Origin of the sequence: Anaerococcus murdochii, assembly GCF_019957155.1 — a bacterium.
GTDB lineage: Bacteria > Bacillota > Clostridia > Tissierellales > Peptoniphilaceae > Anaerococcus > Anaerococcus murdochii.
Genome location: NZ_JAIPME010000002.1, coordinates 997,993 through 1,011,229 on the forward strand (window position 1 = coordinate 997,993; position 13,237 = coordinate 1,011,229).

The 13,237-nt window shown below is 35.5% G+C and carries 13 protein-coding genes; all 13 read left to right on the plus strand.

Going from position 1 to position 13,237, the window contains the following annotated elements:
- The first annotated feature begins 69 nt into the window (after positions 1-69).
- The 13 genes from K8P03_RS05140 (at position 70) to K8P03_RS05200 (ending at position 13,222) form a co-directional block, all read left to right on the plus strand.
- Positions 70-1,368 (plus strand): phage portal protein, encoded by a 1,299-nt coding sequence (locus K8P03_RS05140; RefSeq protein WP_223418993.1) that lies wholly within the window; start codon positions 70-72, stop codon positions 1,366-1,368.
- Positions 1,358-1,972: an HK97 family phage prohead protease gene (locus tag K8P03_RS05145; protein ID WP_223418995.1), complete on the plus strand. Its 615-nt coding sequence runs from the start codon at positions 1,358-1,360 to the stop codon at positions 1,970-1,972. Before K8P03_RS05140 ends, K8P03_RS05145 begins: the two co-directional genes overlap by 11 nt.
- Complete coding sequence (locus K8P03_RS05150) at positions 1,947-3,296, plus strand: phage major capsid protein (RefSeq protein WP_223418997.1); 1,350 nt, start codon at positions 1,947-1,949, stop codon at positions 3,294-3,296. Before K8P03_RS05145 ends, K8P03_RS05150 begins: the two co-directional genes overlap by 26 nt.
- A gap of 11 nt (positions 3,297-3,307) precedes the next feature.
- On the plus strand, positions 3,308-3,721 hold the full coding sequence (locus K8P03_RS05155) for a hypothetical protein (protein WP_223418999.1): 414 nt from the start codon (positions 3,308-3,310) through the stop codon (positions 3,719-3,721).
- The gene (locus K8P03_RS05160; RefSeq protein ID WP_223419001.1) at positions 3,718-4,227 is read left to right on the plus strand and encodes a hypothetical protein; all 510 of its coding nucleotides are present in this window, start codon (positions 3,718-3,720) and stop codon (positions 4,225-4,227) included. The genes K8P03_RS05155 and K8P03_RS05160 overlap by 4 nt, the downstream gene beginning before the upstream one ends.
- Entirely contained in the window at positions 4,220-4,642 is a 423-nt protein-coding gene (locus tag K8P03_RS05165; protein ID WP_223419004.1) for an HK97 gp10 family phage protein, read from the plus strand. The genes K8P03_RS05160 and K8P03_RS05165 overlap by 8 nt, the downstream gene beginning before the upstream one ends.
- On the plus strand, positions 4,639-4,938 hold the full coding sequence (locus tag K8P03_RS05170) for a hypothetical protein (protein ID WP_223419006.1): 300 nt from the start codon (positions 4,639-4,641) through the stop codon (positions 4,936-4,938). The genes K8P03_RS05165 and K8P03_RS05170 overlap by 4 nt, the downstream gene beginning before the upstream one ends.
- A 100-nt stretch (positions 4,939-5,038) precedes the next feature.
- Positions 5,039-5,629, plus strand: coding sequence for a major tail protein (locus K8P03_RS05175; RefSeq protein WP_223419008.1), 591 nt, complete (start codon positions 5,039-5,041; stop codon positions 5,627-5,629).
- Between the two features lie 7 nt (positions 5,630-5,636).
- Entirely contained in the window at positions 5,637-6,104 is a 468-nt protein-coding gene (locus K8P03_RS05180; protein ID WP_223419010.1) for a hypothetical protein, read from the plus strand.
- Positions 6,105-6,115: 11 nt separating this feature from the next.
- Positions 6,116-6,289: a hypothetical protein gene (locus K8P03_RS05185; RefSeq protein WP_223419012.1), complete on the plus strand. Its 174-nt coding sequence runs from the start codon at positions 6,116-6,118 to the stop codon at positions 6,287-6,289.
- 14 nt (positions 6,290-6,303) lie between these two features.
- Positions 6,304-10,119, plus strand: coding sequence for a phage tail tape measure protein (locus K8P03_RS05190; protein WP_223419014.1), 3,816 nt, complete (start codon positions 6,304-6,306; stop codon positions 10,117-10,119).
- Positions 10,119-10,871 (plus strand): phage distal tail protein, encoded by a 753-nt coding sequence (locus K8P03_RS05195; RefSeq protein WP_223419016.1) that lies wholly within the window; start codon positions 10,119-10,121, stop codon positions 10,869-10,871. The genes K8P03_RS05190 and K8P03_RS05195 overlap by 1 nt, the downstream gene beginning before the upstream one ends.
- An 8-nt stretch (positions 10,872-10,879) precedes the next feature.
- The gene (locus K8P03_RS05200; protein WP_223419018.1) at positions 10,880-13,222 is read left to right on the plus strand and encodes a phage tail protein; all 2,343 of its coding nucleotides are present in this window, start codon (positions 10,880-10,882) and stop codon (positions 13,220-13,222) included.
- The last annotated feature ends 15 nt before the right edge of the window (positions 13,223-13,237 follow it).

The window sequence follows — 13,237 nt, forward strand, 5'->3', positions numbered from 1 at the left end:
AACAGAATCGGAGTTTAGGACTTTGAATAAGAAGCCCAGGTATTATTGTGTGAATAAAGGCCCAAGGAGGTGATTAATATTGGAATACTAGATTGGTTTAAAAGAGATGAAGAAAAATCTTATCCATATGTTGATGGGTACAAGGAAGAAATAGCCGCTCTTGCAGGTTGGTCCGTAGATTGTGATTATAGAAAATATGTACCAAAAGGTTATAGGACTCTTGATACTAGCCCTGAAATAAAGGCTGGGGTTGAGAAAATGGCGGAGATAATTTCCGCTATGACTATTTACCAGATGAAAAATACGAACAATGGAGATGTAAGGGTCAAGGATGGTTTGTCAAGGTTTATTGACATAGAACCGTCAAGACTCATGAATAGACAATCGTTAATATCTTGGATTGTTCAAGAAATGGTTTTGTTTGGTAATGCCGTAATTATACCTAAGACAAGAAATGGTTACCTTTACGACCTTGAACCTTTAGATTATAGGGAATATGAGATTGTAAATGAAGAATGGAAAAATAAAAAAACTTATTACATTCATGTTTCTAAAGACAATAAAGTTTATAAGCCTGATGAGGTTTTACATTTTAGGTACAATCCCGATTTAAAGAAACCTTGGATAGGAAAAGGGCAAGAGGTATTGCTTCAAGACTTAATGGACGGATTGGGCCAAGCTAGGTCTACAGTTCATGATTTCCTTGAAAACCAAATGTTACCTACTGTAATCATAAAGGTTGCGGCTTTACCAGGGGATTTAAAAAGTTCCGAAGGTAGGGATGATATTGAAAAAAGATTTATCAAAAGGGCTAAAAATGGGCAACCTTGGATAGTTCCTGATTTGATGAATGTAGAGCAAATACAACCTTTGACCTTAAATGATATTGGAATTAACGAAAGAATAAAAATAGATAAAGAGAGTGTAGCAAGTATTCTTGGAATACCTGCTTTTTTATTGGGTGTAGGAGCTTATAACCAGGATGAATACAACAATTTTATTAGAAGTAAAATTAAAGTCATTTGTCTAGCGATAGAGCAAGAGTTTACAAGAAAACTACTTGTAGCCCCTGATAGATATTTTACATTTAATAGAAAATCTATGTTATCTTATGACCTCGATGTTTTAACCGAAGTTTATACTAATCTGTATGAACACGGAATAGTGACAGGAAATGAGGTAAGAGATGCTATTGGAATGAGCCCTATTGACGGTTTGGATGAGTTATTGATACTCGAAAACTACATACCAGTAGACAAGAGCGGTGACCAAAAGAAATTAAAAGATGATGACCAGAAAAAGTTAAAAGACGGTCATGAAAAGAAGCTTGAAAATAACACTCTAGAAGGTGGTGATAATGGTGAATGATGCTCAGTATAGGGACAATCAAGCAAAAGACGTGCAATACAGGACAAGTCATGTTAATCTTAGAAACAATAATGACAACGAAGAATTAAGAATCGAGGGCTATTTTGTAGTCTATGATGATGAAACTGAACTGTGGGATGGAGTCTATGAAAAGATAGACAGAAACGCCTTTGATGGTGAACTTGACAAGGATATAAGAGCCTTGGCAGGTCACGATAGGGAAAAAGTCTTAGGACGTGTAAAAAACAATACTTTAACTCTTAGGAGCGATGAAAAAGGTCTATGGGGTTCTATCTTGATTAACAAAGATGACCCAGAGGCCTTTTCTTTATACCAAAAAGTAAAGAGGGGTGACATAGACCAATGTTCTTTTGGTTTTATACCAACCGAGGAAGAAAGGGAAACCAGGTCTAATGGAGAACTCTTTATTGTTAAAAGGTGCAAACTGATTGAAGTAAGTGTTGTTGCTTTTCCTGCTTATGAAAATACTAGCGTATCGGCTAGGAAAAAGGCTTTTGAGGAAGAGCGTAAGAAAGAATCTATGCTAGATAGAAAAGAAAAATTGAAGGAGAGAATGAATGAGCTTAAGAGTATTACTGCTTAGAAAAAAATTAGAAGAAAGAAAAAACAAGCTTGGATTAATCGAAGAAGAAATCAAAGCTATCAAAAAAAGGGAAGACGAAACCGCCCAAGCTATTGATGAAATCGATGAATCTACAAGCGAAGAAGATGCAAAAACTGTTGAAGAAATCGTAGAAGGTCTTGAAAAAGAAAAGGCTGATAAGGTCGGGGAAAAAACCCAACTAGAAAAAGAAATTGAAGAAATTGAAAAAGAAATTTCCGATATTGAGGAAGACAACGAAGAAGAAACTGAAACCGAAGAAGGCGAACAAAGAAAAATTGAAAAGAAAGAAGTTTTAACAAGGGGGTTATCTATGAATTTTGATAATATGAACACTAGAGAAAGAGTTGGTCAAATACTTGACAGAAGTGAAGAAAACAGAAAATTCTTTAGGGATGTTGTAGACCTATATTTCAATAGGGCGGCACTTGCAGGAATGACTACTGAAACAGCTGGCTTTATGGTGCCTGATGATGTTTACTATGAAATCAGCCAAAGAATTGGTGAGTATGGTTCACTTTACAATATTGTAAGAAAATTAGAGCTAGTTGGTAAGGCAAGAATTATTATGAACGCTGGTACACCAACCATGTACTGGACTGAAAAATGTGAACCATTAAAAGAAGTAACACTTGGCGAACTTAACGCTATTGAGCTAGATAACTACAAACTAGGTGGTTATCTATTTTTATGCGAATCATTCGTACAAGATGTAAATGAAAATAGACACCACAATATAACTATCGCCAACTATATTATGAATGAATTTGCTAAGGCTATTGCAGAAGCACTTGACAAGGCAATTTATGAAGGTAAGGGTGCTGCTGCTAAGGAACCAGAGGGAATATGTTCTGTAATCAAGACTACTAAAACAGTATCAAATATTCTTGAAGTATTAGGTCACATTGGTGAACTTGATACACAATTTTATGAACACAACGCTAAAGAAGGAACTATCACTCTTGTAGCTAATAGAAAAACCCTATATAAATGCATCTATCCTGAAACATGGGGTAAGGATAGCAATGGTAAATTTGTATATGGTATGGGAAACAACCTGCCAGATGGTACAAGAATACTTTTATCAAATGTTATCAAGGATGATGAAGTTGTAATCGGTGACTTTAACCAATATATCCTCGGTGAAAGAAAAGATATGGCCTTTGATACTAACGATAGACTACAATGGATTGAAGAAAACATCGGTTATAAAATTAGAGGTAGATACGACGGTAAGGTTGCTAATCCAAAAGCCTTTGTAAGACTTAAATTCAAAGAGACAGCTACACCTTCTACAGGTGCATAAGGAGCTTTTAAATGGATGTTAAATTAGTAGATAACGCCGTAGAACTTGTAAAACAAAGAGAGGGTATTCTAAATAGCATCCAAGATAAATATATAACTGCCATTGTAAACGGGGTTATAGAAGAACTTGAAAGAGTACACCATATAAAAGCTGATATGAACAGGATGGATGTTTTTATGTTTGTTGTGGACCTATCAGCTTATAGGTACTCTAACCGTGACTCACTTGAAGGATTGCCAAAGAATCTCGAATTTAGACTTAAAAATCTATACCTACAAAAGGTGCACGATGTAAGACCTACTGGGGTGTATGACGATAAGGATGAATTAGATAGTGGAAATAAAAGCAATAAAGAAGACTCACAAACAGGGATAAATAGAGTAATCAAAGAAATCGAAGAAGAATGTAGGAGTAGGTGTAAATGAATTACGATAGAGTCTGTTTGATGATGAAGGCATATTTTGAGGAAAAAGATGAATATGCCAACACTCTTTTATACTTTGATGAAACTAGCATAAGTCAAGCTTTTTGTCATATAAGAGATATAGGACGTGAGGAATTTTACCTCGGTAAGAACAATAGGTATAGACCGTCTAAAGTAATTACAATGCGTAAAAATCAATATATAGATTGTGAATATATTATATTTGGTAACAGTCTAGACGTTGTGGAAAACGTAATTGACTTTGTCGACGGTAAGACCCAACTTTACAAGGTAATTAGGACTTATGCTCCTTCATCTAATATCCTACCTCGTGATAGAAAATCTTATAAGGGTTCTTATGCTCCTACCACAGATGATATAGAAATCGTGGTAGAAGTACTTAAGGGTACACCTGCTAGGGAAGTTAGAAGGGAACTTATAAAGGTATTTCAAGATGAGATAAGGATAAGTCACGGTGAAAGAATAGAGGGTAAAACCTATGAGTAAATCTTTACTTGACCAATATCAAGAACTTATGAAAGAGTATAAAAAAGAAGTTGAAGATGCTATAGAAGAATCTAGCAAAGAGGCTAGTGAATATACCCTACAATTGGTTAAAAAAGAAAGCCCTTTTACACCTGCTAAAATGAGAGACCCTTGGCGAAAGGGAAAAGCTCATTATAGGAGTGGGTGGAGAATCAACTATGAAAATGTAGGTGGTCTTGTAGGTAGGTTTGAAATCTACAATGCAAAAGAGCCTACTTTGACCCATCTTCTTGAAAATGGCCATGCTGTAGCCCCAGGCTGGCAATATAGGTTTGGTAAATATGTTAAGGGAAAACCTCATATAAAACCTAGTGAAGAAGCTGGGGCTGAATATTACCATAAATCATTAGTTAAGAAACTAGGGAGGATAAAATGACATTGCCATCTAAAATATTTAAACATTTTGAAATCCCTATTGACTACTATGTGACTAGGCAAGAGGAAGCCCCTTATCTAGTGTATAGGACAAGGGGAAGTAGAAACCTTGAAGCGGACAATAGGGTTTATTATAAAACTTATAGGTACACTTTAGAATACTATTTTAGAATAAAAGATGAAGAACTAGAAGAAAAAATTGAAAACCGACTTGATGAATGGGAAGTAGTTTGGGGAAAATCCGAAGACATTCTGATAGAAGGTGAAGATATTTTTGTAATTTATTATTACATTTAAGAATGATGACAATTTCTTATTACATTTAATCGAATAAAACCAATGAAAACTCTGTTAAATAACAGGGTTTTTTATTTTAAAAAATTTAAAGGAGAATGAAATGACTGAAAAAATCAACAAGGTAAAATTTGGTTTATCAAACGTACACATTTGGAAAATCGAAAATGAAGATGCTGACAAAATAACATATGCTACAAAAGCAATAAAATTACCAGGTGCTGTAAATTTATCTTTATCAATAGAGGGTAACGAAAGTACTTTCTATGCTGATGATATACCATATTTCCAAACTTATGCTAACAATGGTTATGCTGGAGATTTGGAAATTGCAATAATTACAGATGAATTTACTACTCAAATTTTAGGACAAATGAAAGATGAAAATGGGGCAATCATAGAAACTGCTGATGATAAAATTTCATCATTTGCAATGGCTTTTGAGTTCCAAGGGGATGCAAAAAGAACTAGAAACATACTTTATAAGGTGGTTGCTTCTAGACCTAATGACGAGCACTCAACAGTAAACGATACTAAAGAGCCTCAAACTGATACACTTTCTATTAAAGCTATGCCAAGACCAACCGATAAGTTTGTTAAGGCTAGAATCAAAGAAGGAGATACTGGTTATAGCACTTTCTATGATAAGGTCTATGAGCCAAAACTAAGTGGTGCATCAAGTACAGGGAAATAGATAAGACATGGAAAAGACAATCAATATAGGTGGTAAGAATGTGAAGTTTAAATTCACACTTTCCGCCTTTTATATTTTTAAAAATCAGTTCTCGTATGACGCTATGAATAAGATTGTGCCAACTATAGGTGAAATCTTATCTAATTTAGATTTCTCTATATTTGAGGCATATGAGGAAAAGGAAGAAGAAAAGGAAGAAGCTTTAACAGGTGGGGAAGTTCTTAATGCTGTCGGTAGGACATTAGAATCAACCTATAATTTTGAAATGGTTGACTTTTTAAATCTTTTATGGGCTTTTGCGAAGAATGCAAACGGTGAATTACCTAACCCTGAAATATGGTTTAGTACTTTTGATGAATTTCCTATTTTCGATGTTATGAGAGAATTTGTACCTGCTTTGCTTGAATCATTAGGAAGTAAAAAAAAATTAGTGAAGAAGAATACCGAAATGATAAAGATGGAGACAGTCGAGTAGATATTGATTTAATGTATCAAAGTGGTCTGGCTTGCGGTATGGGTTTTGAAATGATTTCTAATATGACGGCTGGAAATTTGGTTGATTATATTATTTCTTATACAGATTTCCATAAGCCTAAAGATGAGAAAGAAACCGAAGTAAAAACAAGACTTGCAACCCAGGCTGACTTTGACAGGTTTTAAAGAAAGGAGGGTTTATGGCTACAAAAATACGAGGAATGACCATAGAAATAGGGGCTGATACATCCAAGTTTGATAAGGTCATGGGAAAAACCTATAACCAATTAAATAAACTTGATAAGGCTATGCGTGAGATAAACTCTCTTTTGAAAAAAGCTCCTAATGACAAAGACTTATATAGTCAATCATTTACAACTTTAAACAAGCAAATAGAAGTTTCCAAAGAAAGACTGGCTGAACTTAACAAAGCTTATAAAATCTTAGAAAAAGATTTTAAGGATGGCAAGGTTGGTCAAGATGAACTTATGGCCCTGCAACGTGAGATAAAAGCTACTGAACAAAAGATTAGAAGTTTTGAAGGCTCACTTAAAACAATAGGTCAAAAATCATCAGCATTTGCCGAACTAACAGGAAAAATACAAATATTTGATGAAAAGATTGGTAAGACCAAGGAAACACTCGGCAAACTAAATGAAGCCTTGAAACTTGACCCTAAGAACGTTGACGTGGCGAGGGAAAAACAAGTAATTCTAGGACAGGCCATAAGTCAAACTAAAGAGAAGTTAGAACTTGTCAAAAGTGCCCAAGAAGAAGCCCTAAAAGAGTTTAACAAAGGTGAACTTGCAAGAGAAGAATACGCTAAGATAAGTGCCGAAGTTGTAAAAACTACTGGAGAATTAAAAAAATTAACCCTTGAAGCAAGTGAGGGTTATAAGAAGCTTAATGAAATGGGTGATAAGCTTAATAGTTTTGGGGATAAAGCAAACTCTGTTGGCAACAGTCTGACAATGAAGGTGACTGCCCCTATTGCAGGTATGTTTACAGCGGCAACTAAGGAAGCCGTTGACCTCGAATCAGCTATGGCTGGGGTGCTTAAGACTACTGATATGACGGAAGCTGAACTTTCTCAAATGAAAGACACTTTTGTTGAAATGAGTAAAGAAGGACCTGTGGCCGCTAAAGATTTGGCCGCAATAGGTGAAATGGCAGGTCAACTCGGTATTAAGAAAGAAAATATCGCTGATTTTGCTAAGACCATATCCGACTTAACTATAGCAACGAACCTAACTAAAGAGCAAGGTTCTATGGACTTGTCAAGGTTTATTAATATTACTCAAATGAGTCAAGATGAAGTAAGCAACCTTGGTTCTGCTATTGTAGATTTGGGTAATAACTTTGCTACAAGTGAAGCCGAAATTACTGAAATGGGATTGAGGCTTGCTGCCCAAGGTAAAATTATAAATTTAACCGAAGCTGAAATAATGGGTATAGCGACCGCTTTATCTTCCGTAGGTCTTAAGGCTGAACAAGGTGGTTCTGCTTTTTCGAGAGTTATGTATAAGATGAACAGAGCTATTCTTGAATCCGAGAGTTCGACTAAACAAATGAACACAATACTTGAGAGAACTGGACTAACCTTAAATCAGGTAGTTAATGCAAGTAAACTCACGGGCAAAGAAGGTAAGGCTACATTTAAAGCTATTGCAAACGCTATGAATATGAGCGAAGATGAGTTAAAAGAACTTATAAAAACCTTTAAAGAAAGTAACGAACAAGTTTCTATTCTTAGTGAGGTAACAGGAATCCATGCGGAAGATATGGCTGAATCCTGGAGAAAAGGACCTACCCAAGTTTTATATAGCTTCCTCGAAGGAATGGGGAACTTAAAAAAGGACGGAAAAGACCTAAGTGAGATTTTCAAGGGTCTTGGAATGAATAATATCCGTGAGATAGATACTGTTCAAAGATTGGCAGGGGCTCACGATAAGTTTGCAGATGCTATTCACACCTCTACCAAAGCTTATGAAGAAAATACCGCACTTGCTAAGGAAGTTGCCATTTTTGCTGAAACTAATGCGGCAAGGTTTAAACAATTAAAAAATAATCTCGTTGCTTTTGGATTAAAAGTTGCTGATACGCTATTACCTGTAATGGAAGATACAGTTTCTTGGTTAATAGAAATGGCGGATAAGGCAAGTAAGCTCGACCCTAAACAAATAAAATTCTGGGTTAAGGCTTTATTAGGTCTTGCCGCTCTTGGACCAAGTATAAAGGCTGTAGGTATATTGAGCAAGGGTCTTGGTGGACTCTTTAAAGTGGCAGGAGATGTCGCTGGAAATATGAAACTTTTAAAAGGTGGTCTTAGTCTAGCAGGTGCTGAAACAGGTTTGTTTTCTAAAGGGATTGCACAATTAGCTTTTGCCCTTGGACCAAAGGGTCTTTTAGTTGCCGCTATTGCAGGTGGAGCTATCTATGGTTTTAAAAAATTAAATGACCATATGAAGGAAGCGTGTATTCAATCTGACGTATTTGGAGAAGAAGTAAGTGAAGGAACTAAGAAGGCCGTCGGAGGTTTTCTTGAACTTGATAAGGAAGCTACAACAGCTCTTAACGGACTTAAGGCTAGTGGAGATATTGTAAGTAAAGAAACTGTAGAAACTATATCTGGTCATTTTGCTAGTCTAGGTGGAGAAATCGCCAAAAAGGTTGATGAGAAAAAAGAAGAAGCTGTCGGTTCTATTAGAAAAATGTATGAAGAAATGGGTGTAGAAAGAAACGCTCATAATATGGCCATTGAATCTGGTGTAGAGAGAGTTTATGCGAATATTAGTAAAAGAACTGAAGAAGGTGAAGCGAGGATAAAGGAAATCCTTGAAAAGGCTAGTAGTGATAAAAGGACTCTCACCGAAGAAGAAAGAGCTGAAATAGATAAAATCCAAACTCAAATGAGGGATGATGGCATTAAGGTCTTGTCAGAAAGTGAAAAAGAATACGCTGTTATCAGACAACGTATGAAAGACCAAGCTGGGATTTTATCTACCGAACAAGCCGCAAAACTCGTAAAAGACTCACTAGAAACCAAGGAAAAAACCATTGCCGAAGCAGAAGAAGAATATGCGACAAGAATCGGAATAGCAGAAGAATTGAGAGCCCAAGGTACAGAAGAAAGTGCTAAACTTGCTGATGAAATAATAGAAAATGCCCGAAAAGTTCGTGAAAAGACTATAAAAGATGCCGAAGAAAGGCATGAAAAAATAGTTAAAGAAGCCAAAGAACAGGCTAAAGGCCACGTTGGAGAAGTCAACTGGGAAACTGGTGAGATATTAAAAGGTTGGGAACTTTTTAGTAAGAATATGGGCGAGAACTGGGATGGTTTTTGGAAAAGTGTTGACGAAACCGTTGAAAGATGGGGTAAACAAATATCTGGTTCTTGGAATAATGCTAAGACTAGTGTTAAGACCTGGTTTAAAAATTTATGGGAAGATATTAACATTACTCTAGATGGTTTTGTCATACAAATGAAAAGGAAAATAAATACCCAAATTGATAACTTTAAAAAACTACCTGGAAAGATAGCTGATAAAATTACCCAAGGTTGGAATAGTGTTACAAAAGGTTTATATGACCTTTTTATAAAGCCATTTGAAACCATAGTTGAAAATATTAAAAAAATGTTTGATTTTACAATGCCAATGCCAAGAATACCTAGACCTCATATTCAATGGCAAGAATATCAAGTATTAAACACATCGTTTTCTATACCAGCGGGAATAAATTGGTATAAAAAGGGTGCAATCTTTACTAAACCTACGATGTTTAATACACCATACGGAATGAAAGGTGTGGGTGAAGCAGGACCCGAGGCTGTCCTACCTATTGAGAAATTGTCCGGCATATTTGTTGATACTATGGCCAAACTTGAAGGTAGTACAGGTGGTGACATATACATTTCTGGCAATGAATTTGTTGTAAGAAATGATAATGACATAGAGTTAATAGCTAAAGAATTACAAAAAATGATTGATAGGAAAAGAAGGGGGTTAGGTTTATAATGGAAAAGGGCGTATTAGTAGATGACATAAGTTATAATCCGATTGCTGATAGGGTCTTGTTTAATGGAATTAACCTGGCCCAATATGGTGTACTTGAAAAGGTAGACAGGAACTTTGCCCCTGGCATTAGGGTGAAGACAAAAGAAATACAAGGTAGAAATGGAGTTCTTTACAAGGGAAAAGAGCTTGAACCCTTATATATAGATATTTACTTAAGGATTTTTAAAGGGATAGACCTTGGTAAGGTAATGAATATGATTTATAAAAACACCTCTAGTGATAAGCTAGGGGTTTTAAATTATAAGGATAGTAGAGTTTTTTATGACGCTGTGGTCGTTGATTATAACATAGAAGAAGCTCACAGGGATTTACAAAAACTTATAAAAATCACTTTTCTTGTTCCATCTGGGTCTGGTAGGTCTAGGTCATATGTTGAAACAGGTAGTTTTACTGATAAGACTGTTAGACTTGGTGGAAATTTACCTACTTATCCTATATTCACCTTTGAAGGGTCTGGCGGAAAAATATACTCATATGATAAAGACGGTGGAGAAATCATTATAAAGTCTGGTGCTAGTAGGAAGTTTGAGATAGACTCTAAGAATGAAACTGTTTTTGCTAGTGGCAGTCTTGATATGAAAAGACTTGATTGGGCTAGTGATTTCTTTATGATTTATGACGGTATGAGAGTAAGAAGCACAGTACCTGTTAAGATGAAATATTATGAAAGATATATGTATGACGAAAGTTAGGTGATATATTGATATTACTTTTAGACAAAAACGAAGAATTAAGCCGTTCTATTGATTGTTACGATATAACTAGAACAAGAGAGCTTAATGGTGAGAATACACTTGAAACAGAGAGTAGTGAGGAAATTCTTGAAGGTGATAGGATAGTTTTTAAGGATGGCCTGGCTAAGTGGAGAGAGTATATAATCTCATCTGTCGACATAGAAAGAGATGAAGAAGTCAAATATATAGCCTATGGAGAAGACTCATCATATGAGCTTTTCTATACATATGTTGACGACCTTAAGCCGAGGAATGAACTTGCAAAGTCGATATTAGGAAGACTGTTAGAAGATACAAGGTTTGAAGTAGGCTTTGTAGAAGATGTTGGAAGAATATCTACCAATTTTTACCATACCAATGTAAGAAATTGTCTATACCGAATTGTAGAAAGCCTTGGTTGTGAAATAGATTATAGGATTGAAGTTAGGGATAGTAAGGTTGTGGGTAGGTATGTAGACCTGTATAAGAAGATGGGGTCAAATAATGGAAAGAGATTTACCTACAGAAAAGACCTTAACAATATCAAGAAAACTATAGACTATTCTACCATTTGTTCTAAGCTTTATGGTTATGGCAAGGGTGAAGAAATAGTTGATGAAGAACGTGATATAAGTGAAGAAAAGATGGACGATAAAGACTCTAAATACGGTAGAAGAATTAACTTTGCAGATGTAAACGGTGGGAAAAAATATGTAGAAAACAATGATACCCGACTTAAGTATGGTATAGGTCTAGAAAGAAAGCATCTTGAAGGGGTCTTTGTTGCCGAAGACTGTGAAGATAAGGAAGAACTTTTAAGACTCACAAAAGAAGAACTTGAAAAAAGAAGCAAGCCTAAAATATCTTATGATATAAATGTTGAAGATATAAGCAAATATCAAGATATGGGCGGTATTGTTGAAGGAGTTGGTCTTGGAGATGAGGTTTTAATATCTGACAAGAGTATTAATGAAAAAGTCTTGACCCGTGTGATTAAGATTGTAGACCATCCTTTTACTGGGGAAGATATGGATATCACCCTGGGTAATTACTTTTTGAGCTTGACAGACAGCATTGTTGAAACAGAAAGATTAAAACGATTGATAGAAAACCGTGATAGGTTAATCGGTGAAGAAATCAAAAGACTTGCAACTATGACAAACAAGGGTTTCTTGCGTTCTGTTGCCGATAGACTTAATAGGGAACTTAACAATACGGACGGTTTTGTTTATTTTATACCCGATAAAGGGATTAGGGTATATGACAAGCCTATTGAACAAAACCCTACCAAGTGTATTGAACTAGGCGGAGGTCACTTAAGGATAGCTAATAAGAAGCTTCCTAATGGTGAATTTGATTTTACTAGTTTTGGCACTGGTGACGGATTTACAGCAAGCCTCATTGTAGCAGGAATACTTAAGGGTGGAAAAGTAGAGTTTGACTTGGAGAATGGAACATTTTTGATAGGAGAGTCTATAAACAATTTCTCAATGTATTGGGATGGGAAGACTTTGAAACTTAGAAATGTTGATATTGATTTGTCGAATAATAGTCAGATTAGTAATATTGAAAATAAGGTAAAGAATATTCAACAAGACTTTAAGATTGGGCAAGGGAGTCTGGAGTCTAAGATTAGGAGCTTGGATTCTAATTATAACTCTTTGTCTTCTAGGATTACACAAACTAATAACAAGATTGAAAGTGAAATTTCTAGTGTGAAGTCGACTGCTTCTAGTAATTATAGTAGTTTATCATCTAGGATTAGACAGACGGAATCGTCTATTGAGACTAAAGTTTCTTCAAGTGAAGCCAGGTCTATATTCAAACAAGAAGCTAGTAGTTTTACCTTTGATGCAAGACAGGTTAATTTTAATTCTGATGTTAATATTAGTGGTACATTTGAAACAGAAGGTTCTACCTATGACGGGAGAGCATCCTCCAAGATAAGAGTTAAAGACGGTGCTATACAATTTTGGGATAAGTCAACGGGAGAATATTCAGGACAAATGTATGCTTATGATAAAGGTATACATTTGCAAGCTGGACGTAATTTTGGCGTCTGGGCTGGAAGGGTTGTTATTAATTCTAGTGGTGAAATGTACTTAAACGCAACAGAAAAAATGAATTTGTACCCTTATGGAGGATTAGATATTAACGGTAGTTCAAATTTTAAACGCTCCGTCACATTTTACAATTCGATTTATTTTGATAGTAGTAGTGGAGATTGGAGAATTGCTGTAACTAATGACGGACAACAGTTATTTATCATCGCTCCTAATGGTAAAAGGTGGAATTTTGATAAATATAGTGGTTTCTTTTCGAAAGATTAGAGTCACATAAGCAAA

Excerpts from the sequence above, each read along its gene's own strand:
- K8P03_RS05145 (WP_223418995.1), top strand. The coding sequence starts at position 1,358 with ATGGTGAATGATGCTCAGTATAGGGACAATCAAGCAAAAGACGTGCAA.
- K8P03_RS05150 (WP_223418997.1), top strand. The coding sequence starts at position 1,947 with ATGAGCTTAAGAGTATTACTGCTTAGAAAAAAATTAGAAGAAAGAAAA.
- K8P03_RS05155 (WP_223418999.1), top strand. The coding sequence starts at position 3,308 with ATGGATGTTAAATTAGTAGATAACGCCGTAGAACTTGTAAAACAAAGA.
- K8P03_RS05160 (WP_223419001.1), top strand. The coding sequence starts at position 3,718 with ATGAATTACGATAGAGTCTGTTTGATGATGAAGGCATATTTTGAGGAA.
- K8P03_RS05165 (WP_223419004.1), top strand. The coding sequence starts at position 4,220 with ATGAGTAAATCTTTACTTGACCAATATCAAGAACTTATGAAAGAGTAT.
- K8P03_RS05170 (WP_223419006.1), top strand. The coding sequence starts at position 4,639 with ATGACATTGCCATCTAAAATATTTAAACATTTTGAAATCCCTATTGAC.
- K8P03_RS05175 (WP_223419008.1), top strand. The coding sequence starts at position 5,039 with ATGACTGAAAAAATCAACAAGGTAAAATTTGGTTTATCAAACGTACAC.
- K8P03_RS05180 (WP_223419010.1), top strand. The coding sequence starts at position 5,637 with ATGGAAAAGACAATCAATATAGGTGGTAAGAATGTGAAGTTTAAATTC.
- K8P03_RS05185 (WP_223419012.1), top strand. The coding sequence starts at position 6,116 with ATGTATCAAAGTGGTCTGGCTTGCGGTATGGGTTTTGAAATGATTTCT.
- K8P03_RS05190 (WP_223419014.1), top strand. The coding sequence starts at position 6,304 with ATGGCTACAAAAATACGAGGAATGACCATAGAAATAGGGGCTGATACA.
- K8P03_RS05195 (WP_223419016.1), top strand. The coding sequence starts at position 10,119 with ATGGAAAAGGGCGTATTAGTAGATGACATAAGTTATAATCCGATTGCT.